Raw genomic sequence first — 20701 nt, forward strand, 5'->3', positions numbered from 1 at the left:
TCTCTCTATTTCAGCATTACTCTGTTATGACCCTAACCCTTTACAATACCCTCACCCGTCGTCAAGAACCGTTTGAAACAGTCGAACCAGGCAAGGTTAAGATGTATTACTGCGGTGTGACGGTATACGACTACTGCCATTTGGGTCATGCGAGAGCTTGCATTGTTTGGGACGTAGTACGCCGATACCTCCAGTTTATCGGTTATGAAGTGCGATATATCCAAAATTTTACCGATATTGATGACAAAATTCTCAATCGAGCCTGTGTTGAACATTCGTCGATGGAAGCTGTAGCCGATCGCTTTATCAAAGCATATTTTGAGGATATGACGCGATTGGGAATCAAAGAAGCCGATGAATATCCCCGTGCTACTCACACAATGAATGGCATTTTACGGTTAATTCATGAGTTGGAAAATAAGGGTTTTGCTTACCCTGCTGATGGTGATGTGTATTATCCAGTGCGGCAGTTTTCTGAATATGGCAAACTTTCGGGACGCAAGTTAGAGGATATGCAAGCTGGAGCGAGCGAGCGCATCAACGTAGAAGATCCAGAATACCAGAAAAAGAAAGACCCCTTTGATTTTGCTTTGTGGAAGGCAGCAAAACCAGGAGAACCAGCTTGGGAATCACCGTGGGGCGCAGGTCGTCCGGGGTGGCATATAGAATGCTCGGCAATGGTGCGCGATCGCTTGGGTGATACCATAGATATTCATGCTGGTGGTGCTGACTTAATTTTTCCTCATCACGAAAACGAAATTGCCCAATCTGAGGCTGTCACCGGAAAACCCCTAGCGCATTACTGGCTGCATAACGGCATGGTAAAGGTAGATGGTGAAAAAATGTCCAAATCTTTGGGCAACTTTATCACTATTCGAGAATTGCTAGATCGAGGAGTTGACCCGATGGCAGTGCGGTTGTTAGTGCTAACCGCTCAATATCGTACACCAATTGATTTTACCGACGAAGCGATCGCCGCAGCAACCAATGGCTGGCACACCATTAAAGAAGGTTTACTCTTCGGCTACCAATACGGGAAATTACTAGGCTGGGATTTAGGGACTGGGGACTGGGGACTAGGGACTGGGAATATATCAATACCCAGTACCCAATACCCAGTACCCAATCCCTATATTGAACGCTTTCAAGAAACCGTAAATAACGACTTTAATTTTCCTGGTGGGTTAACAGTGCTGTTTGAATTAGCCAAAGAACTGCGCCGTGAGGGAAATATTCTTGTGCATGAAGGGAAAACCGAAACATCAACAGATGAGTTACAGCGTCAATGGCAAACACTCGTCACCTTAGCTGGAGTTTTGGGTTTAGAAGCCGAGATAGAAGCCGAAACTCAAACAAGTAATGGTTTAAGCGATGCCGAAATTGAAGCGAAAATTCAGCAAAGGCAAGAAGCACGTAAAGCCAAGAATTTTGCCGAAAGCGATCGCATTCGTGACGAACTCCAAGCAGAAGGTATTACGCTAATTGATAGCCGTGATGGCACGCGCTGGCATCGTAATTAGAGGATAGTGGGGAGTAGGTAGAAAATTTCCCATTTTCCATTCCCCATTACCCCTTATCCCCAGAGGGGGCCCCACCATCCCCATTCTTTATTCCCCATTCTTTATGTGGTCTGAACTCAAAAAAGCGATCGCTAGTTTCGATATTCCTGCTGATTGGATTGGTATTAGAGCCGTAAAGGAAACTTCTACTACCCGTTTTGTCCGTGACGCCTTACCCCAACTAAACGGCAAATCCTTCACTGTGGGAGCTATGCTGGAAGTTTTGGTGAATGGCTGTCTGGGTTATGCAGCAACTAACTCTCTAGAATTGTCTTCCCTGCAAACTGCTGCCGAAACAGCCTATAACCAGGCACTAGCAGCCAGTGAATGGTGGATACATCCCTTCCGTGAAAGTGAGCGTCCTAAAGTTGTTGGTGAATATAAATCTCCATTTCTTGAGCCATTTGATGCTCTAAGTCCAGGGGAAATCAACGATTTACTGGTTCGTATTTGCCAAACGCTCAAAGTTGACGACAAAATTGTACAAACCATAGCCAGTGCTAGCACAACTGAGCGAGAATCTTGGTTTATTAGCAGTAACGGCTCAGAAGTCTATCAAAAAATCCTATCTATAGGCACGAATTACGGAGCTACTGCCCAAGATGGAGCGGTTGTACAACAGCGCAGCAACAACGGTTCGCAAGCAAACTGTTACCAAGGGGGACTCGAACTATTAAAACAAGAAAACTTATGGCATCGGGTGTGGCAAATAGGCGAACAAGCTGTAGAACTATTGACAGCAGAAGAATGCCCAACCACCCGTACAAATTTAGTTTTAGCCCCAGATCAAATGATGCTGCAAATCCATGAAAGTGTTGGGCATCCCCTAGAAATTGACCGAATTTTGGGAGATGAGCGTAACTATGCTGGGGGCAGTTTCGTTAATAAAAGTGATTTTGGCAACCTCGTATATGGTTCGCCGTTGATGAACATTACCTTTGATCCTACCGTGGCTGGTGAATTTTCTAGCTACAGCTTTGATGATACCGGTGCTGTAGCAACGCGGGAGTATTTGGTTAAAGAAGGAGTACTGCAACGGGGTTTAGGCAGTCTAGAAAGTCAAGCCAGAGCAGGTGTACCAGGAGTTGCCTGTGCCCGTGCTTGCTCATGGAATCGACCTGCGATCGATCGCATGGGTAATTTGAATTTAGAGCCTTTAAACGGCACTTTTGAAGACATTATTGGCGGGATAGAACACGGCGTTTACATGGAATCTAACCGTTCTTGGTCAATTGACGATCGCCGCTACAAATTCCAATTTGGTTGTGAGTACGCTAAATTAATTGAAAATGGTAAACTTACCAAAACTCTTCGTAATCCCAACTACCGCGCCACAACACCAGAGTTTTGGCATAGTTTAATTAAAGTCGGCGATGCCACAAACTGGCAAATGTATGGTACTCCTTATTGTGGCAAAGGAGAACCAAATCAAGCCATTTGGGTAGGACACGGTTCACCTATCTGTGTATTTGCTAATGTCGAAGTTTTTGGTGGAGGAACTTGAAAAATACAATAGTTAGGAGTTAGTAGTTAGGAGTTTTGAATTAAGTAAATAGGCATAATTAAATATCAAATAAAACCCTAGCTCGTAGTGAGCGATTCATCGCTCAAAAAGGATTATCAAGGCTAAAGTCCTCACTACAAACTTTAATTTATTTACGCCTAGCTACTTAGAAAAATTCTTTTAACTCCTAACTTCTAACTTTCTCCCTATCTCTATTCCCTATGAATATTTAATATCCATGAAAATTGAAGAATTATCTGCGTTAGAAGTCAGCTTTAATCGACTGATTGAAAATTTGTCGATCAAAAAATTAGAAAATGAACAATTCACTGTAAGACTTAGTAGTGAAATAAGTCAATTTACTCGTTTTAATCATGCGAAAGTGCGGCAGACTGGTTGTGTTGCTGATGGTTGGATAGAACTGACTTTGATGAAAGATCGGCGCAACAGTGTTCGGCAGTTTCCCTTTACTGGAAATTGGGAGGTAGATTGGCAATTAGCATATACTGCTTTGCAAGAGTTACGTGACGAACTTATTCTACTACCTGTAGATCCATATCTAGTTTTACCATCAGGAAATAATACCAGTCGAGAAATACATTCTGGGAATTTATTGGCGGCTGAAGCTGTAGTCCCAACTGTACTAGAACTAGTTGCTGAATTGGATTTTACTGGGATATATGCAGGGGGAATGGTAATTAAAGCTTATGGTGATTCTAGCGGTCAAAAACACTGGTTTGCTACTGATTCTTTTACCTTAGATTATTCTCTATTTTCCCCATCTGGACAAGCAGTTAAAGGTACATTTGCTGGGAGTAATTGGGATATATCTGCATATATAGCTAAAATTAACGAAGCTAAAAAGCAGCTAGAATTGCTTGCTCGTCCAGTTAAAGAATTACCACGGGGACAGTACAAAACTTATTTTGCACCTGCTGCTGTTGCAGATTTATTATTGATGCTTTCTTGGGGAGCGGTAAGCGAAGCTGATATCCAACAAGGGAACAGTGCTTTAGCTGCTTTATCGCGTCAAGAAAAACAACTTTCGACTGCATTTAGTTTAAAAGAAAATTTTCAGCAGGGATTAGTGCCGCGATTTAATGAATTGGGAGAAATGGCAGCACCGGAGTTACCTGTAATCGAAAAAGGACGTTTGGTAAATACTCTAGTGAATTCTCGCACTGCTAAGGAATATCAAAAAATTGCCAATGGTGCTAATGGTTCAGAGACTTTACGAGCGCCAGAAGTAAGTCCGGGAAATTTAGGATTTGAGCAGATTCTTCCGAGTTTAGATACAGGATTATATGTATCAAATTTGCATTACTTGAATTGGAGCGATCGCCACACTGGTAGAATCACAGGTATGACCCGCTATGCTTGTTTTTGGATAGAAAATAGAGAAATTATCGCCCCCATTGAAAACCTGCGTTTTGATGAAAGTCTCTATCGCTTTTGGGGAGAAAATCTAATAGATTTGACTACTTTTCAAGAATTCATTCCCGAAGTAGGAACTTATGAAAGTCGCCAACTTGGAGGTAGTTTAGTTCCCGGTATGCTGGTAGAAGATTTTACATACACTTTGTAGTTATATTGTGTAAAAATACTCTATTTTTGTTAGAGACGCGTTAATGAAGCCCAGTTTAAGTTCACGTCTCTACAAAAAATTATAAAATCACCTATCTCTGTAAACTGCATTAATTACAATATCTTTAATAGCGAAATAAATAATTAAAAGCAACGATAAAAATTGCTCAAACTGAAGAATTGGATCTAAACGCCAACCTTGAAAAAACAAGATTACTCCGCATATTAACATTATAATTGGTGTAAATATCACTTGAATAATGTAAAGGGCTAAAGCCCAACCTGTAAGCCTAGTTCCACGTTGGGCAAGCCAAACTACTGTTAAAATAAAGTAAATAACTGCCAAAAGAAAATAAATAATTCCAATTAAACCAGCTAAATTTAATCCAAAATTAACTTGAGCGAAAGTAATCATTTATTAAAAATCCTGCTTAATTACAAGCTAAAATTTAAAATTTATTAGTAGGTAGATTACCTTAAATTATTCATTCATGAAAATTGTTGGGTTAAGCAATAGCGAAACCCAACCGATAATTTTTCCTCATCTCTCGTTAGAACCTCTATCTTTTTTTACCAGGAGGTGAATTGCGCTGAGTAAGGTTATCAATTTGCAATTGTTGCCGACCGTTAGTGATAACTTGCAACATCTGTTTAAGATCCTGCTCGATATTTCCCAAAATTCCATCGGCATAAGCATCAGCACCATCTTCAATTTCTTGAGCATGAGCGATCGCATTTTGTCGCATCAGCTCTAATTCTTGCTGACAAGCATACCGCTTACGGTCAATCTCGGCGAGGGTTTCTTGCATTATTCCCTCACACTCTTGTTGCACTTGTCGCCGCAATCGTTCAGCTTCTTGTTCCGCCTGGTGAATAATATCGCTTTCAGCTAAAATTTGCGCTCTTTTTGCTTGTGCAGCTTCTACAACCTGCTGTCCATACTCTTCCGCTTCCAGCAGAATTTCGTCCTTTTGGTCGAGAACTGCTGCTGCTTCTTGAAAAAGGGATGGTAAAGCAAGGCGGATGTAATCAAGCTGATCTAGCAGCTTTTCTTCATCTATGAGTGTGCGTCCTGTCAGCGGAATTCTGAGACTAGAGAGAACCATTTCCTCTAGGCGGTTGAGTTCCTGCTGAATATCTATGCTTCCCTCTCCACCGAGATATTCTTGAGAGGTGGGATTGCTGCCGTTGAGATTGGGTTCAACATTGGAGATTTCTGATTGTAGCATTGGTATATATCTAGGGCAATGTGTGGGGGAACGAGATGATCGATAGAACCACCAAACCTTGCAATCTCTTTTACCACACTACTACTTAAAAAACTATACTCATTTGAGGTTGCGAGAAAAACTGTTTCTATTTGAGTAGAAAGAGTTTTATTGGTGTGAGCCATTTGCAGTTCCACTTCAAAATCTGATACAGCCCGTAAACCCCGGATCAAAACTTGTGCTTGTTGCATTTGAGCATAATTGACGGTAAGACCATCAAAGCTGTCTACTTCTACATTCGGTAGATGTTCTGTAGAAAGACGGATTTGATTTAGCCGTTGCTCCACACTAAAAAGTGGCATTTTGTTAGGGTTCCGTAGTACGGCGACAATCACCCGCTCAAACAGCCGACTACCGCGCCCGATGAGATCGAGGTGTCCCAAGGTAATGGGGTCGAAGCTACCAGGATAAATAGCAATCACAATTTTAAATATATCAAAGTTGTTTAGGTGATTATATCGAAACTATTTTGTGTAACTTACTCAAATCTACCATCTTGCGCTCTCGGTAAGGATGGTAAACTCAATTGTTTTAGTGGCACAAGTTATGCTCAACTAAGCGTTAGGAACTAGACTCCTAAATATGAATACTGGATTTTTACCTACGTCTCCACAATGTTGTGGAAGATTCAAGTGTAGTTACAGTATTCAAGACACAAGAAACTCCGTACTTAGCAAAGTGCGCGGGTAGTTAACGAACTTTTCTAGGTAATTTTTCATGGCACTGGATTTTCCCACTTTGCCCTTGGCGTTTCAATTTACTTCTCCAGGACCGATTCTGGTGAAAATAGGGCCACTAAGTATTCGTTGGTACGGCTTGTTGATTGCCACAGCAGTTTTAATTGGCGTCATCCTTTCCCAGAATTTGGCAAAGCGCCGTAACGTTAATCCTGAGTTGCTAGGCGATTTGTTCTTTTGGTTGTTGATTGGGGCAATTCCTGGCGCACGGCTATATTACGTTTTTTTTGAGTGGTCAAAATATGCCCCAACTCCAGGGAAAATTTTTGCGATCTGGGAAGGCGGTATTGCCATTCATGGAGCGATTCTTGGTGGCGTTGTGGCTGCGTTAATTTTTGCCAAAATCAAGCAGGTTTCTTTCTGGCAATTGGCAGATTTAGTAGCACCTTCGCTGATTTTAGGGCAAGCGATCGGACGTTGGGGCAATTTCTTTAATTCTGAAGCTTTTGGCGATCCGACTGATTTACCCTGGAAGCTCTATATTCCACCAGACCATCGTCCTTTAGAATATGCTAGTTTCGATTACTTTCATCCCACCTTCCTCTACGAATCTCTATGGGATTTAATGGTATTTACACTACTGATAACGTTGTTTTTCCGATCTTTATCCGGTAAGCCACGCCTGAAGGTAGGCACACTGTTTCTCATTTACTGGCCAGCCTACAGCTTAGGACGCTTATGGATTGAAGGCTTTCGCACTGATAGCTTAATGCTGGGGCCATTACGGATGGCGCAAGTAGTCAGTAGTCTAGGAATTCTATTGGGATTAGTTGGATTAGCTTGGCTTTACTTACTCAAACGCCCTTTACCCGATGTAGTTCCTACTGTTAAGGGAAATGGGGAGAGTGGGAGATGAGGGAGCAGAGGGAGTGAGGGAGTGAGGGAATTAATTAGAAACAAGAATTAATAACCAATGCCCAATGCCCCATACCCAAAAAATAAAAAATGCCCCAGAGTATTCTCTAGGGCTTAACCAGGGTGCATCTACCATTACTCTCTACTAGGGAAAGAGGGTGAATCCGGAAAGATACTGAGAAAATATCAAAAAGATTTTTTGAGGGATTGCCGTGTGTTCTTTTAAAAGTGAATATACAGAAAATGGGAGTGATAAAAAAACACTATATGGTATAGAACCATCTGTGTATATTGTCGGAGCTGGGCCTGGAGATCCTGATTTATTAACGGTGAAGGCGCAGAAATTACTGGCTGTTGCTGATGTAATTTTATTTGCTGATTCTTTAGTACCCGAACAAATTTTAGAACTTTGCCGAAAAGATGCTGAGATAATTAGGACTGCGAACCAGACTTTAGAAGAAATTTTAGCGATTACGACCGATAGAGTGCGATCGCAGCACAAATCTCTAGTCCGTCTCCATTCTGGCGATCCTAGTCTCTACAGCGCTATCCACGAGCAAATGCACCTCTTAAGAGAGGCAGATATTCCTTTTGAAGTCATACCTGGGATCAGCGCCTTTCAAGCCGCTGCTGCCAAACTCAAAGTAGAACTGACTGTACCCGATTTAGTGCAAACCATTATCTTGACACGCATCAGCGGACGTACAGAAGTCCCCGCCGCCGAAGAATTAGCCACTCTTGCAGCACATCAGGCTAGCCTCTGCTTGTATTTAAGTGCGCGTCACGTTGAAAATGCCCAAGCTAAACTACTCGAACACTATCCAGCCGAAACCCTGATTGCGGTTTGCTTTCGCATCGGCTGGCCCGATGAAAAAATCAGAGTTGTCCCCCTGAATCAAATGGCAGACTGTACTCATCAAGAAAAATTAATTCGCACTACACTTTATATAATCAGTCCAGCACTCTCGACAACAACAGGGCGATCGCGTTTATATCATCCCGAACATAATCACCTATTTCGCTCATCTCATAACTAAATATTGGTTATTCTCCTCATCTCACTACTCTCCACCTTTCTAATCTTTGTACTCTGTACCTTTGGATTTCGATAAACTTAACAATGTCAAGAAAATCCAAAATCCCAATTCAGTACTATGCCTTTAATTAAAGTGCAAACTTCTGCATCGGCTCCTCAAAAAACTGAAATTGAATCAATGCTTTTAAACCTATCAGCCAAGTTAGCGAAACATTTGGGAAAACCAGAATCTTATGTAATGACTGCTTTTGAACCAGGAATCCCCATGACTTTTGCAGGGAATACAGACCCAGTTTGCTATATAGAAATTAAGAGCGTTGGCACAATGAAGCCAGAGCAAACCGCAGCAATGAGTCAAGACTTTTGCCAGCAGATTAACCAAACTCTAGGTGTGCCGAAAAATCGCATTTATATAGAGTTTGCAGACGCTAAGGGGGCAATGTGGGGCTGGAACGGCACAACTTTTGGCTAATTTCCTGTCTTCTTTGGTCAAGGCTAACTTTATCTAGCAGGTGTAGGATAGAGATCCTATATCAACTCGTGATTTTTTTATGTCTGCTACGCCTCTTGTATCTCAGGTTGACTTCAACTCAGAAAAATCAGAATCAATCCCTCCCCTTTTAGGCGCTTCTCTGGCGGAGTTAACTGCTTGGGTGCAGCAACAAGGACAACCTGCTTACAGAGGAAAGCAACTGCATGAATGGATCTATGATAAGGGGGTGCGATCGCTAGCTGATATTTCTGTCTTCTCCAAGCAATGGCGCAAAGAAGTAGCAGAAGTTCCCATTGGGCGCTCAATTTTACATTACCGCTCTGAGGCTCCCGATGGTACAGTGAAATATCTTTTACGATTAACAGACGGGCAAATTATTGAAACTGTTGGTATCCCCACCTTTGCAGAAAGGGGAGAAGGCCCAAAAGCCCGTTTGACAGTTTGCGTTTCTACTCAAGTGGGTTGCCCAATGGCGTGTGATTTCTGCGCTACTGGTAAGGGAGGCTACAAACGCAACCTAGCACGGCACGAAATTATCGATCAGGTGTTGACTGTGCAAGAAGATTTTCAACAACGGGTTAGCAATGTGGTGTTTATGGGGCTAGGCGAACCGTTGTTGAATACTGAGAATGTCTTAGCAGCCTTAAAATCTCTCAATCAAGATATCGGTATTGGGCAGCGATCGCTTACAGTTTCGACAGTGGGTATTCGCGATCGCATCCGTCAGTTCGCGCAAAATAATTTGCAAATCACTTTGGCTGTAAGCCTCCACGCACCTAACCAAGCACTACGAGAAAAACTCGTCCCCAGCGCCCGCGCCTATCCTCTAGAAGATTTACTGGCTGAGTGTCGAGAATATGTAGAAATCACTGGGCGTCGAGTTACCTTTGAGTACATTCTTCTCGCTGGTGTTAACGATTTACCAGAACACGCATTGGAACTTTCAAAATGCCTGCGAGGATTCCAAAGTCATGTGAATTTGATTCCTTATAATCCTATCCAAGAAGTGGACTACAAACGCCCTAATCGCGATCGCATTCAAGCATTTGTCAACGTTCTTAAGCAACAAAATACTGCTGTGAGTGTGCGTTATTCCCGTGGTTTAGAAGCTGATGCTGCTTGCGGACAATTGAGAGCAAGTAAAAATTAAACTTGTTGCAATCAATTCTATGAATGAATATCAAACCGCAGATAAACAGAGATATGTCTTCAGATACATCTCTGTTTATCTCTGGCGTAAAACCGCTTGAGATCCCTTTGTTAACTTACCTACCGCAGGTAGATTTACGGGAATCCGGCAAACTATGTAAAAAATTTAAATATATAATTTAATTAAGATGAATATCTAAGAAGCAAGAGTTTTATGAAAAATCAAGAGAATGTACTGGATATAACCTTGATTTAGAAAGCTATTCTCAACGCACTAATATTTAGAACACGTCGCCGACTGAAGAATGTTGGCGTAGTCAGCCGTAAGTAGCGCGTAAGCCCATAACGGTAAATAAGACATTAGCTTCAGTTAACTATTGGAAGCCCCTGTATTGATATATAGGGAAATTATGTTGACATTTCAAGGGTTTAGCGATTGCTCAACCGAACCTATAACAATTGAGGAAATAATTGTATGTTGAATCGCTTATCGTTGGTTAAAGTATGGCTACCATTGATTGTGCTTGCCAAAGCTTTATCGATTAATTTTCCTGCATCTGCACAAATAATTCAGACGAATCCCCAACAAATAATTCGGACGAATCCCCAACAAATAATTCAGACGAATCCCCAGACACAAGATTCGCTTCAAGAAAGAATCAGACAACAACAAGAACAGCAAAATCAGCAAACACAAGAACGAATGAACGAAACATGGCTACGGCAAAATTTTCAACAACCACAACTACTACAACAACAACAGATAATACAACAACAAGATTTTACACGACAACGGCAAGAAATGTTGCGTCAGCAACAATTGAGACTACAACAGGAAGAAACAAGATTACAACAGCAAGACTTTTCACAACAACAACAACTGAGAATGCAACAGCAACAACTTAGACAAGATCAACAAATTAGACAACGGCAACAATTTAGGTTACAAGAACAGATCCGACAGCAACAACTCAGACAACAGAATAATCTGTAAAGTCTTTAAAATTTATGACAAGTAAATTTATTATTAGAAATTAGAGAAAATATTCTCTAATTTTTTTTGATTTTTATTATTTAGCGCTGTGCATAAATTCCTGGTGCATAAGCCTCAATTACTTTGCCAGTGCGAGTGCAACTAATCATCAAGTAGTCACAACTAGAGCATTGTGTTCGAGTTAATTGACTATCAAAAATATAATAACGTTCTGCTTGGCTACCGCAATTTGGGCAGTAAATCTTTTGTACTGTCTGCATTTTAAAACCCCTGGTTGTAATTTATTTTTTATTTGAGAAAACTGCCAGTTAAAGTAGAAAATATTTTGGTTTGACCCAACTTAACAAACGACTTTAATATTGGCTAATTATTTTAAACAAAATTTCAGATTTGAAAAAACTTCGATTTCTCTCTATACTATCCTATAATTTAAGTTATTTTACCCTCTTACTTTAGGTACATAAATTCTTTTTTAATTAAATGACGCTTAGATATTTACTGATCCCTATGACGAATGCTTTGAGAGAGGCTTATTTATAGTCATCTTGGACAGATACAAAAAAGAGCCGTTATTGTATTCAAAAGTTAAATTACAGAAAATACTGTATATTTAGTAACAAAATAGTTATCTTAAGGATTAGTTAATTTTTGCTGGCGAGATTTATGAGGTGGAATTCTGGTGTGAAAATTTAATCAAAATTACCATAGTTACCAGATATAGTTACGAAATACCGTAAATTTACGGTATATACACATCTTAAATTCTCGCAGAAAAACTTAACAGAATCCTCTGCGAGAGTGGAACTAATACTTTTTCAAGCTAGTTTTAAGGGTGTGTAGTAAGGACTTTAGCCCTTACTACAAACTTGTTTATTCATACATAAATTGAAATTTTACAGACTACTAATCTCCTCAAGCAGGATGAAAATAATCGTAAATTTCTTGAGCCAAACGCGGCCCGATTCCTGGAACCTCGGCAAGTTGTGGGGTTGTCGCTTGGCGAATATAATCAACTGAGCGAAAATGCCCTAGTAGCTGCTTTTGTCGATGATGTCCTAAGCCAGGAATTTCATCTAAACGCGATCGCTTCAATTTATCACTGCGCTGTTGACGATGGAAACTCACTGCAAACCGATGCGCTTCATCCCGCAGCCGCCGTAACAACTGTACCCCTGGTTGTTCTGCATCAGTTGTCAAGGGTTTAGATTTTCCTGGTAAAAAAATCTCTTCTCGCTGCTTTGCTAAACTTACCACTCGCAAGTCTTCTAATAAATTCATTTCTTGCAAAACGGCGACAACTGATGATAACTGACCTTTACCACCATCAATCATGATTAAATCAGGCCAGTCAGGATTACCCAAACGCTTTAATTGCGGATCTTCCGCATATTTACGGAACCGCCGCTGGATGACTTCAGCAAGACTAGCAAAATCATCTGAGTGTCCTGCTGTCACCGTGGGGTTTTTAATTTTGTAGTGACGATAGTGCTGTTTTGCAGGTAATCCGTCGATAAACACGACTTGCGAAGCTACAGCATTTGACCCTTGAATATGAGAAATGTCATAACCTTCGATGCGGTGAGGCACATCTGGTAAATCGAGAATTGCGGCTAAATCTTGCATTGCTTGGTGATTGCGATCGCCAAATTTCTGCATTCTTTGCAATTCATACTGAGCATTTCGCTCTACCATCTCAATTAATTCTGCTTTAGTTTGGCGCAAAGGAGTCAATATTGTGACTTTTTTGCCTTTACGTTGAGTTAAAACATCTGCCAATATTTCCGTATCTGGTAAATCATGCTGTACCAAAATCTCTAAAGGTATTTCTACGGAATCAGCAGTTTGGTAATGTTCCTCTAAAGCTCTTTGTAAAATAGCTCCTGGTTCCGCGTGAGTATCCGCCACAAAGGCTAAACGTCCTACCAATTGCCCAGCGCGAATCTGGAATAGTTGAATGCAGGCGTGCTGTTCGTCAGCTGCTAGTGCGATCGCATCCCGCGAAACTGTATCATCTGGTAAGGAAACTTTCTGGTCAGCTGTCAGCGACTTTAACCCAGAAATTTGATCACGAATCCGCGCCGCTGACTCAAAATTCAAGTTCTCAGCGGCTGCGTTCATCTGTTGGGTCAAAATATCAATCAGTTCCTGGGTTCGACCTTGAAAAACCATCGCTATTTTTTGGACAATTTTGCGATATTCTTCTGGTGAAATCATCTGTTGACACACACCAGGACAACGCCCTAAATCAAAATTTAAGCAAGGGCGGTCTTTAAAAAGTGGTTGAGGTCGTTGTCGTTGTGGAAAAATACGCTTGCAGATGCGGACAATTTCTCGCAATAAACCAGCATCAGTATAAGGCCCGTAAAATTTATCCTTTTCTTTACCGAATTGGCGTTTACGGGTAATAAAAATTCGCGGATAATCTTCTGACCAAGTAATGCAGAGATAGGGATATTTTTTATCATCTTTGAGCAACACGTTGAAGTATGGCTGGTGCTGCTTGATCAAATTGGCTTCTAGCGCTAAAGCTTCGGCTTCAGTATCAGTGACGATGAATTCAATTTCTGTCACTAACTTGACCATCGTAGCGATACGTTCAGTCTTGTTGTAGCCATCCCGGAAATAGGAACGGACACGCGATCGCAACTTACGTGATTTACCTATATATATAATGCGATCGCTCCTGTCCCGCATGAAATAAACCCCCGGTTCCGGTGGAATTTCGGCTAGACGGTTTTCTAGTCGTTCTGGCTCTTTAACCAGTGGTAATATTTGAGTAGATATTGTCACAACCAAAATTAGGTAATCTTTCTCTATTTTAAGAAAAATTATTTTTTTGTGCCGATTTAATAAATTATTTATCAAGTAAATACAAAGTAGCAGTCATGAGGGACTAAGGGAGAATAATAACTCCTAACTCAGCACAAGCTAAACCCTAGTTATCTATTAACAGCACTCTTCAGTCAGGTAGGCTTTTAGTCTGCACAAAGATAAGTCTGCTGTAGCTAGTTCTTTGCTTTCTTGTAGGATCGTCGGCTTCTAAACTAGAGCCTTGCTAGAAGAGTAATTGCAATCTTAGTCATTGGCTGCTATTGTCAGAATAAAAACTTTGCTTTTGAAATCTATAATTAATATTTTTAAATTGATAATATTTTATTATCTGAAACTTTATATTTTAGACTAGATGATAATATTATTGGATTTATTAGTGTTTTACTTCATCAAAAATATGTTTGTATATTGGTTTAATAAATATTAAATTAAAATTTTATTTATTGATACTATTTATGTTTATTTATTGAATTTATAACCTTAAGCGAATTAACGGATTTAGTCAATTAAATTTATGATTATGATTGATAATATAGTTATTATAATAATTTTGGACAAGAGCTAAACTATGAATTTACAAGATTTTGAAGTCCAGTATCGTGAGGCTATGGCTGAGACTCTCAATGAATTGCAAACAGCAGTTTTGTTATTAGCGCAAGTACAACAGAAAATTTCAACAATTGGCAGTTCTGTACAAACTCTTAGTGAGCGCGTTGAAGAATTTATTGCTGGCCAAAAAGCAGAATAAAGACACACATAAGAAAAAATTATCTGTCGCGGCAAGTAAACTGTTCTTCAATTGCAAGAATGAGATCCTTGAGTTTTAAAGGTTTGACAAAATAGTTACGTGCGCCCAAACTTAGAGCTAGTTCTCGATCTGCTTTAAAAGCAAAGGCTGAAACCACAATGATAGGTATTTTTGAAAAATCAGGTTTTTGCTGGACTTGTTTTAAGAGTGAATAACCGTCAACATCTGGCAATTTCAAATCCAATAACATTAAATCTGGCTCGAATTTCTCTATGGTTGAGAAAAAAGCAGAACCTTCTGATAAACTTTGGACTTCATAACCACAGTAACTTAGATAGTCACTAAGTAACATCCGATTGAGGTAATGGTCTTCAACTAGTAAAATTCGTTTAACTTTGTGTGACTGCAATGGCTGATTTATATTGAGTAATTGTACTGTCATTGCTAACCTATTATCTGATTATCTTAATTAAAAGCTAGTCATTATTACCATAAACTAAAACAGTAGGGCATTTAAAGAGTTAAACAAATATAAATTGTACTTATGTAATCTAAATCAAAAATATCAATCAATTAAATTTAGCTGCACTACAATACTAAAATGATAGTATTATTAAATGTAGTTAAATCAAAAATTAATCTTTTTTTTACTAATTTTTTTATAATCTAGAGTATTAAGTTAACTTCTGTTTTTAAAAATTTAGTTGCTTAAATTTTATGAGTAAAACTACTTAAGTAATACTGGTACTAATATTATAGTAATAGTCCTTCCTGAAGCCGTGAGGGTAAGCAATACTATTGTGCAAAATCCATATTATAAACAAATTAACTTGCTAGGGATATACAGATGTAGAATTTTGCAACCGATTCATTTGTTGCAAGTATTTTTAGAAATAGTATAACCTAGAAGATTAAATTTATTATAGCTGCAAGGAATTATTCATCAAAAAAGGGAGCTAATAGCTCCCTTACTTATTTTTTGGAATGGAAACCAGAGTTTCAACCAGATACTTTTTTTAACTTGCGTTGTGTAACAAAAATACCAGCAACACCTAAAATACCAAATACTACTGAGGGTTCTGGTACTGTGTGAGGGACATACTTAGGTGTTCTCCAAGTATAAATTGCACTATAAGAAACACCATCATCAGAGGCAGTAATACCGGATGCAGTGGGGTTAAAACTATAGGCATAGTAAGTTTGACCACCAGTAACTACCTTAGCAATTTCACTAGCTGCAATTTCACCTTCGTAGGCGTTTAATGCAACTTGCAGAGTCAGTATATCTTTAAATGATGTGAGTTGAGAAATTTGACTCGGTAGTTGATTTTTGAGACTATTCAGTTGAGAAATTTGACCTGGCAGTGTCACATTTTTGAAAGTATTCAAGTCAGAAATTTGACCCGTCAGTTGAGTTTTAGTGGTATTCAGTTGAGAGATTTGACTCGTCAGTTGAGTTTTGCTGGTATTTAGTACAGTGATTTGACCGGTAAGTTGAGTTTTGCTGGTATTTAGTGGAGTGATTTGATTCGTCAGTTGAATTTTGGTGGTATTTAGTACAGTGATTTGACTGGTCAGTGTTTGCCTTTTTACTAAATTGGCTGGAGTGTTAGGAGTTGTATCCAGTTGTTTTTGCAGTGATGCAATTTGTGCAACAGTTGTGTCCAGTTGTGTTTGCAGTGGTGCAATTTGTGCAACAGTTGTGTTGAGCTGTGTTTGCAGTGGTGCAATTTGTCCGGGAATTGCATCCAGTTGTGTTTGCAGTGGTGCAATTTGTGCAACAGTTGTGTTCAGTTGTGTTTGCAGTGTGGTAATCTGTCCGGGAATTTTGTCCAGTTGTGTTTGCAGTGGTGTAATTTGCCCGGGAATTGCGTCCAGTTTTGTTTGTAGTGTGGTAATCTGTCCGGGAATTGCGTTCAGTTGTATTTGTAGCTGTGGAATTAAACTTTCAACTTGTGAAAGGGTTGGTGAAGTTGTTTGTTGAGAAAACTGTGATTTAATTGCATTCCATTTTTCATCAACCTTAGTAGAAATAGTTGTTGCAAGCTTAGTCTTTACATCCAAGTGACCAACTAACTTCAGTTCCACACCGCCATTCTGACCGAATTGGAAACCACCAATATTCGGATCTCCCATTCCCAAGGAAGGAAAATAACTAGTAACTAGTGATTTGCTCTCAGCTGAAAACCCGTTCCATACAGGTTGAAATGGTGTGTAGCTACTCAATAAATCGCCTAGCCATTGCGAACCAAAATTATTCCAGTCATCAGCAGTAACACTGCTAACGGTGGCTTTGTAGGTTCCTTTTGTGGCAGTGAAGCCAACGTTAGAATCTGGGGTTTCGCTACTATACCAAAGCTCAACGTTAGAGCTGGAGTCGTTATCTGTCAAAGCTTTGATGGCAGCTTTAGTACCATCTTGTGTATTCCCTTTAATGAAAGTACCATTTGAGCCACCAGTGTAAGTGTTAATTTCTCCTGTATTATTGAATTCAAAGGATGTAGCGTGTGCTGGGGCAGTGGCAAAAGCGCTCACACCAATAGCCATTGAGGCACCAATTACAAGTGTCTGAAAAGTCGTTTTCATTGTTTTCAAGTCTCTGTCAGTTTGGAAGTTAAGTTTTAAACTACTGTCGTTTTTAGGCTTGGGCTTTCTTGACCATAGGTTTTTTAGCTATACAGATGCTTACCTGCATTGTTAGCCGTCTTTGGTATCTGAGCGTACAAACCCAGTTTAAGAAACGAGGAGACCTGATTAGGTAAAGTTAACGCTGATTATCAATAAAAAAATGAAAAATGTTTTGATAGTTTTATACGTTTAATTACGTATTTTGATTATTATATGTTGTTATAAAAAATGCAGTGTATCTTTTTCAGATCAGTACAATACGGTGATTAATAGGGATGTACAAATGTGCATTAGTGCCAACTAATAGTGAAATCTCCTGACTGTATGAGTTTTGCCCTCACTCCCAGATATTCTCGCCATTTGGAACGGGGGAGGAAATTCTCCAGCTCCCCTTCTCCCAAATTGGAAGAAGGGGTTAGGGGATGAGGGCAACTCTAGAACGTTTGCTAAACCTAACTTTTACCTGAAGTTGACACCAATGCACAAATGTGTGCCCTACCGCGTGTTCCATTGATAGACTTTGCCGCCAAAAATCCTTGGCGTTCAGCTTGAGAAGAAATTTAATGAAGAAACTCAGCCATTCTTTCTACAGCAATTTCTAACAAAGGTGGCTCATGCACCAAGGCAAAACGGACATACCCTTCTCCAGATTTGCCAAAGCCAGCACCTGGAGAAACTGCTACACCAGTTTGTTTGACTAGCTGGGTACAAAATTCTACGGAGTTTTCACTCCAAGGTGAGGGCAATTTTGCCCAGATGTACATTGTGGCTTGGGGAGTAGGAACATTCCAGCCAATACGGTGTAAAGCATTGATGAAAGCATCACGCCGCTTCTGGAAAGTGATAACAGCAGATTTTACGCCAGATTGAGGGCCTGTTAGGGCAGCGATCGCACCATTCAAAATTCCCCGATACTGATTAAAATCAACGGCGGCTTTTACCTGGCGTAAGGCGTTAATTAACTGGGCATTACCGATGGCATAGCCAATGCGGAAGCCACCCATATTGTAGGACTTGGAAAGGGTGAAAAATTCAATCGAGACGCTTTTTTCTGGATCGGCTTGCAGAATTGAAGGGACTAGGGACTGGGTATTGGGTATTGGGGATTGGAAATTAATGATTCCCCTTGTGTCCTTGTCTCCTTGTCTCCCAGTTCCCAGTCCCCAGTCCCCACTCTCTCCAAATACCAAATCTACGTAGGGGAAATCGTGAACCAGCACGAGATTGTGTTGTTGGCAGAAGGCGACAGCTTCTTGGAAAAAAGATAAAGGTGCGATCGCAGCGGTGGGATTATGAGGATAACTTAATACCATCATCCGCGACTGCGCCAAAACTGGGACAGGAATATCAGCAAAAACTGGTAAAAAACCATTTTCTGCCAGTAGTGGCATCGGGTAGATTTGACCGCTGGCTAGGTAGACTCCCCCCGCATGGGATGGATAACCTGGATCGAGCAACAGGGCAAAATCCCCTGGATTGAGTATTGCTAGGGGTAAATGGGCTGTGCCTTCTTGAGAACCGATTAAAGGTAGTACCTCAGTTTGAGGATCGACTTTGATACCAAATTTTTGTTCGTACCAGTTGGCTGCGGCTTCGCGGAATCCAAAGGTACCGTTAAACAACAGATAACCGTGGGTAGTGCGATCGCCAAGAGATTGGGCGATCGCCTCAAGAACGTGGCCCTCGGCTGGTAAATCGGAAGACCCCAAGGATAAATCAATTACCTCTCGGCCAGCGGCCAAAGCGACAGCCTTGGCTCTGTCCATATCAGCAAATACATTAGATTTTAGGGGTTGTAAACGTTTTGCAAACTGTATGTTAGTCATTTGTCCTTTGTCATTTGTCCTTTGTCATTTGTCCTTTGTCCTTTGATCGAATGACCAATACTTCTCTACCAGAGGCTGCGCCAAGGGCAACGCTCAGTACACGTGACCAATGACCAATGACTAATGACCAATGACTAATTACTATTTAAGTACGTATCTAAGAGTTCGAGTAATTTATCTTTGCCGATGACTCCCTCGGTGGATATCAAAACTTCTTGGTCTTGAAATAATCTGAGGGCAGGTACGCCTTCCACTTGATACTGCTTAACAGTCAGTGGGTTGGGGTCAATTTCCATTTTAACGACTTTGAGGCGATCGCTATATTTGCTAGCAGCTGAGTTAATCAGGGGCGACATCAATTGACAAGGCCCACACCAGGAAGCCCAAAAATAAACTAATACAGGCTGCTCGGCTTTTAACACTTCGGTTTCAAACTCAGCATCGGTTATGGTGATTACAGCCTTACTCATTGCAGTCTCCATCAGGTGGCGATCGAAGTTGGCACACACAATACTTTATCCCAAAGTTGTCAATAGTCCATAGTTAATAATTTATAGTTATTAGGATTGTTAACTATTGACTAATGACGTAAAATCCCACAGCCAACAGGTGTGGGACTAGCTTAAATAAGTTTTCTGTCAATTTTACAGTTGATCCAATTGCTTGCGTAAGGAATCTAACTCAGCATCAACCACCTCATTAGATTTAGGAGCAGTGGCTTCTTGTTGCGGTAGCAGTTGGGCTTGATTTTGGGGAGCGGCGGGTGGTAGCATCTGGGCTTTCAAAGCTGCCAATTCATCATCAACATCGCTACTACCTTCCAATCGAGCAAATTGGCTTTCTAAATCAGCACCCGCTAACTCTCCTTGTGCCTGGGCCCTGGCTTCTTGCATCAAGACTTTTTCTTCCATCCGCTCGAAGGCAGACATTGCACTGCTAGTATTCATCCCACGTACCATACCTTGGAGCTGCTCTTGGGCTTTGGCAGTGGTGATTCTCGCTCTGAGCATTTCTTTCTTGGTCTTAGCTTCAGAAATTTTGCTTTCCAGTTGGATTAAATTGCGTTTGAGGGTATCAACTTGGGTGCTTTGGGTATCTAAACTAGCTTTGAGGGCTGTGCTGGTATCCGTATAAGTTTTTTTACGCTCTAAAGCTTGTCGTGCTAAGTTTTCATCACCTTTTTGTAGCGCTAGTTGAGCATTGCGTTGCCATTTATTGATTTCATTTTGGGCATCATTATACTGTTTTTCACTGCGTTTTTGGGCGGCGATCGCTTGGGCTACTCCCTGACGCAGCTGCACCAAGTCTTCCTGCATTTCCAGGATGGCTTGCTCTAGCATTTTTTCGGGGTCTTCGGCTTTGTTAACCAGGTCGTTAAGGTTAGAACTAACTACTCGCTTAATGCGATCGAATAATCCCATAACTTTGTTTTTCCTTGTGTGATTTACGCTTTTTGTTGGACAGTTAGCTTTTTTACTTTTTTATAGC

Annotated in this window: 19 protein-coding genes; 9 read left to right on the forward strand and 10 right to left on the reverse strand. The window is 40.6% G+C overall.

Annotated features, from left to right (window positions below; all coding sequences use genetic code 11):
- Positions 1-26: 26 nt before the first annotated feature.
- The 3 genes from cysS to RMY32_RS21845 all read left to right on the forward strand — a co-directional run bounded on the left by cysS (position 27) and on the right by RMY32_RS21845 (position 4648).
- On the forward strand, positions 27-1520 hold the full coding sequence (gene cysS, locus RMY32_RS21835) for a cysteine--tRNA ligase (RefSeq protein WP_322711505.1): 1494 nt from the start codon (positions 27-29) through the stop codon (positions 1518-1520).
- 103 nt (positions 1521-1623) lie between these two features.
- Complete coding sequence (locus RMY32_RS21840; protein WP_322711506.1) at positions 1624-3063, forward strand: TldD/PmbA family protein; 1440 nt, start codon at positions 1624-1626, stop codon at positions 3061-3063.
- A gap of 238 nt (positions 3064-3301) precedes the next feature.
- Positions 3302-4648, forward strand: a complete 1347-nt coding sequence (locus RMY32_RS21845; protein ID WP_322711507.1) for a TldD/PmbA family protein — start codon at positions 3302-3304, stop codon at positions 4646-4648.
- 87 nt (positions 4649-4735) lie between these two features.
- Here the strand turns inward: RMY32_RS21845 and RMY32_RS21850 are convergent, their stop codons facing one another.
- From RMY32_RS21850 to coaD, 3 genes are all read right to left on the reverse strand, one after another.
- Entirely contained in the window at positions 4736-5062 is a 327-nt protein-coding gene (locus tag RMY32_RS21850) for a Ycf66 family protein (protein ID WP_322674911.1), read from the reverse strand.
- Positions 5063-5207: 145 nt separating this feature from the next.
- A complete protein-coding gene (locus RMY32_RS21855) occupies positions 5208-5876 on the reverse strand; it encodes a DivIVA domain-containing protein (RefSeq protein ID WP_322711508.1) in 669 nt (222 codons plus the stop codon).
- A complete protein-coding gene (gene coaD / locus RMY32_RS21860; RefSeq protein ID WP_322711509.1) occupies positions 5786-6337 on the reverse strand; it encodes a pantetheine-phosphate adenylyltransferase in 552 nt (183 codons plus the stop codon). The genes RMY32_RS21855 and coaD overlap by 91 nt, the downstream gene beginning before the upstream one ends.
- Before the next feature lie 295 nt (positions 6338-6632).
- Between coaD and lgt the strand changes: the two genes are divergently transcribed.
- The 5 genes from lgt to RMY32_RS21885 all read left to right on the forward strand — a co-directional run bounded on the left by lgt (position 6633) and on the right by RMY32_RS21885 (position 11179).
- Positions 6633-7508 (forward strand): prolipoprotein diacylglyceryl transferase, encoded by an 876-nt coding sequence (gene lgt / locus RMY32_RS21865; protein WP_322711510.1) that lies wholly within the window; start codon positions 6633-6635, stop codon positions 7506-7508.
- Between the two features lie 271 nt (positions 7509-7779).
- Positions 7780-8544: a precorrin-4 C(11)-methyltransferase gene (gene cobM / locus RMY32_RS21870; RefSeq protein ID WP_409883716.1), complete on the forward strand. Its 765-nt coding sequence runs from the start codon at positions 7780-7782 to the stop codon at positions 8542-8544.
- A 117-nt stretch (positions 8545-8661) separates the two neighbouring features.
- The gene (locus tag RMY32_RS21875) at positions 8662-9015 is read left to right on the forward strand and encodes a phenylpyruvate tautomerase MIF-related protein (RefSeq protein WP_322711513.1); all 354 of its coding nucleotides are present in this window, start codon (positions 8662-8664) and stop codon (positions 9013-9015) included.
- A 79-nt stretch (positions 9016-9094) separates the two neighbouring features.
- Positions 9095-10186, forward strand: a complete 1092-nt coding sequence (rlmN, locus tag RMY32_RS21880) for a 23S rRNA (adenine(2503)-C(2))-methyltransferase RlmN (RefSeq protein WP_322711514.1) — start codon at positions 9095-9097, stop codon at positions 10184-10186.
- A gap of 474 nt (positions 10187-10660) precedes the next feature.
- The gene (locus RMY32_RS21885) at positions 10661-11179 is read left to right on the forward strand and encodes a hypothetical protein (protein ID WP_322711515.1); all 519 of its coding nucleotides are present in this window, start codon (positions 10661-10663) and stop codon (positions 11177-11179) included.
- 80 nt (positions 11180-11259) lie between these two features.
- Here RMY32_RS21885 and RMY32_RS21890 read toward each other — a convergent pair whose 3' ends face one another.
- Together RMY32_RS21890 and uvrC are read right to left on the reverse strand one after the other, a co-directional pair.
- Positions 11260-11439, reverse strand: coding sequence for a replication restart DNA helicase PriA (locus tag RMY32_RS21890; protein ID WP_322696293.1), 180 nt, complete (start codon positions 11437-11439; stop codon positions 11260-11262).
- A 652-nt stretch (positions 11440-12091) separates the two neighbouring features.
- Positions 12092-13969 carry an excinuclease ABC subunit UvrC gene (gene uvrC, locus RMY32_RS21895; protein ID WP_322711516.1) on the reverse strand — a complete coding sequence of 626 codons (1878 nt, stop codon included), beginning with the start codon at positions 13967-13969 and terminating at the stop codon, positions 12092-12094.
- 610 nt (positions 13970-14579) lie between these two features.
- On the opposite strand from uvrC, the gene RMY32_RS21900 reads away from it, so the two are divergent.
- Positions 14580-14759 carry a hypothetical protein gene (locus RMY32_RS21900; RefSeq protein WP_322711517.1) on the forward strand — a complete coding sequence of 60 codons (180 nt, stop codon included), beginning with the start codon at positions 14580-14582 and terminating at the stop codon, positions 14757-14759.
- 19 nt (positions 14760-14778) lie between these two features.
- On the opposite strand, the gene RMY32_RS21905 is transcribed toward RMY32_RS21900, so the two are convergent.
- The 5 genes from RMY32_RS21905 to RMY32_RS21925 all read right to left on the reverse strand — a co-directional run bounded on the left by RMY32_RS21905 (position 14779) and on the right by RMY32_RS21925 (position 20634).
- A complete protein-coding gene (locus RMY32_RS21905; RefSeq protein WP_322711518.1) occupies positions 14779-15201 on the reverse strand; it encodes a response regulator in 423 nt (140 codons plus the stop codon).
- A gap of 557 nt (positions 15202-15758) precedes the next feature.
- Entirely contained in the window at positions 15759-17345 is a 1587-nt protein-coding gene (locus RMY32_RS21910; RefSeq protein ID WP_322711519.1) for an NF038130 family PEP-CTERM protein, read from the reverse strand.
- A gap of 602 nt (positions 17346-17947) precedes the next feature.
- A complete protein-coding gene (locus RMY32_RS21915) occupies positions 17948-19213 on the reverse strand; it encodes an LL-diaminopimelate aminotransferase (RefSeq protein ID WP_322711520.1) in 1266 nt (421 codons plus the stop codon).
- A 134-nt stretch (positions 19214-19347) separates the two neighbouring features.
- Complete coding sequence (locus RMY32_RS21920) at positions 19348-19683, reverse strand: thioredoxin family protein (RefSeq protein WP_322711575.1); 336 nt, start codon at positions 19681-19683, stop codon at positions 19348-19350.
- Positions 19684-19857: 174 nt separating this feature from the next.
- A complete protein-coding gene (locus RMY32_RS21925; protein ID WP_322711521.1) occupies positions 19858-20634 on the reverse strand; it encodes a PspA/IM30 family protein in 777 nt (258 codons plus the stop codon).
- Between the last annotated feature and the right edge of the window lie 67 nt (positions 20635-20701).

The sequence above is a fragment of the Nostoc sp. ChiSLP03a genome (assembly GCF_034531215.2).
GTDB lineage: Bacteria > Cyanobacteriota > Cyanobacteriia > Cyanobacteriales > Nostocaceae > Nostoc.

Coding starts and splice junctions, on each gene's coding strand:
- cysS (WP_322711505.1), top strand. CDS start 27: ATGACCCTAACCCTTTACAATACCCTCACCCGTCGTCAAGAACCGTTT.
- RMY32_RS21840 (WP_322711506.1), top strand. CDS start 1,624: ATGTGGTCTGAACTCAAAAAAGCGATCGCTAGTTTCGATATTCCTGCT.
- RMY32_RS21845 (WP_322711507.1), top strand. CDS start 3,302: ATGAAAATTGAAGAATTATCTGCGTTAGAAGTCAGCTTTAATCGACTG.
- RMY32_RS21850 (WP_322674911.1), bottom strand. CDS start 5,062: ATGATTACTTTCGCTCAAGTTAATTTTGGATTAAATTTAGCTGGTTTA.
- RMY32_RS21855 (WP_322711508.1), bottom strand. CDS start 5,876: ATGCTACAATCAGAAATCTCCAATGTTGAACCCAATCTCAACGGCAGC.
- lgt (WP_322711510.1), top strand. CDS start 6,633: ATGGCACTGGATTTTCCCACTTTGCCCTTGGCGTTTCAATTTACTTCT.
- RMY32_RS21875 (WP_322711513.1), top strand. CDS start 8,662: ATGCCTTTAATTAAAGTGCAAACTTCTGCATCGGCTCCTCAAAAAACT.
- rlmN (WP_322711514.1), top strand. CDS start 9,095: ATGTCTGCTACGCCTCTTGTATCTCAGGTTGACTTCAACTCAGAAAAA.
- RMY32_RS21885 (WP_322711515.1), top strand. CDS start 10,661: ATGTTGAATCGCTTATCGTTGGTTAAAGTATGGCTACCATTGATTGTG.
- RMY32_RS21890 (WP_322696293.1), bottom strand. CDS start 11,439: ATGCAGACAGTACAAAAGATTTACTGCCCAAATTGCGGTAGCCAAGCA.
- RMY32_RS21900 (WP_322711517.1), top strand. CDS start 14,580: ATGAATTTACAAGATTTTGAAGTCCAGTATCGTGAGGCTATGGCTGAG.
- RMY32_RS21905 (WP_322711518.1), bottom strand. CDS start 15,201: ATGACAGTACAATTACTCAATATAAATCAGCCATTGCAGTCACACAAA.
- RMY32_RS21910 (WP_322711519.1), bottom strand. CDS start 17,345: ATGAAAACGACTTTTCAGACACTTGTAATTGGTGCCTCAATGGCTATT.
- RMY32_RS21915 (WP_322711520.1), bottom strand. CDS start 19,213: ATGACTAACATACAGTTTGCAAAACGTTTACAACCCCTAAAATCTAAT.
- RMY32_RS21920 (WP_322711575.1), bottom strand. CDS start 19,683: ATGAGTAAGGCTGTAATCACCATAACCGATGCTGAGTTTGAAACCGAA.
- RMY32_RS21925 (WP_322711521.1), bottom strand. CDS start 20,634: ATGGGATTATTCGATCGCATTAAGCGAGTAGTTAGTTCTAACCTTAAC.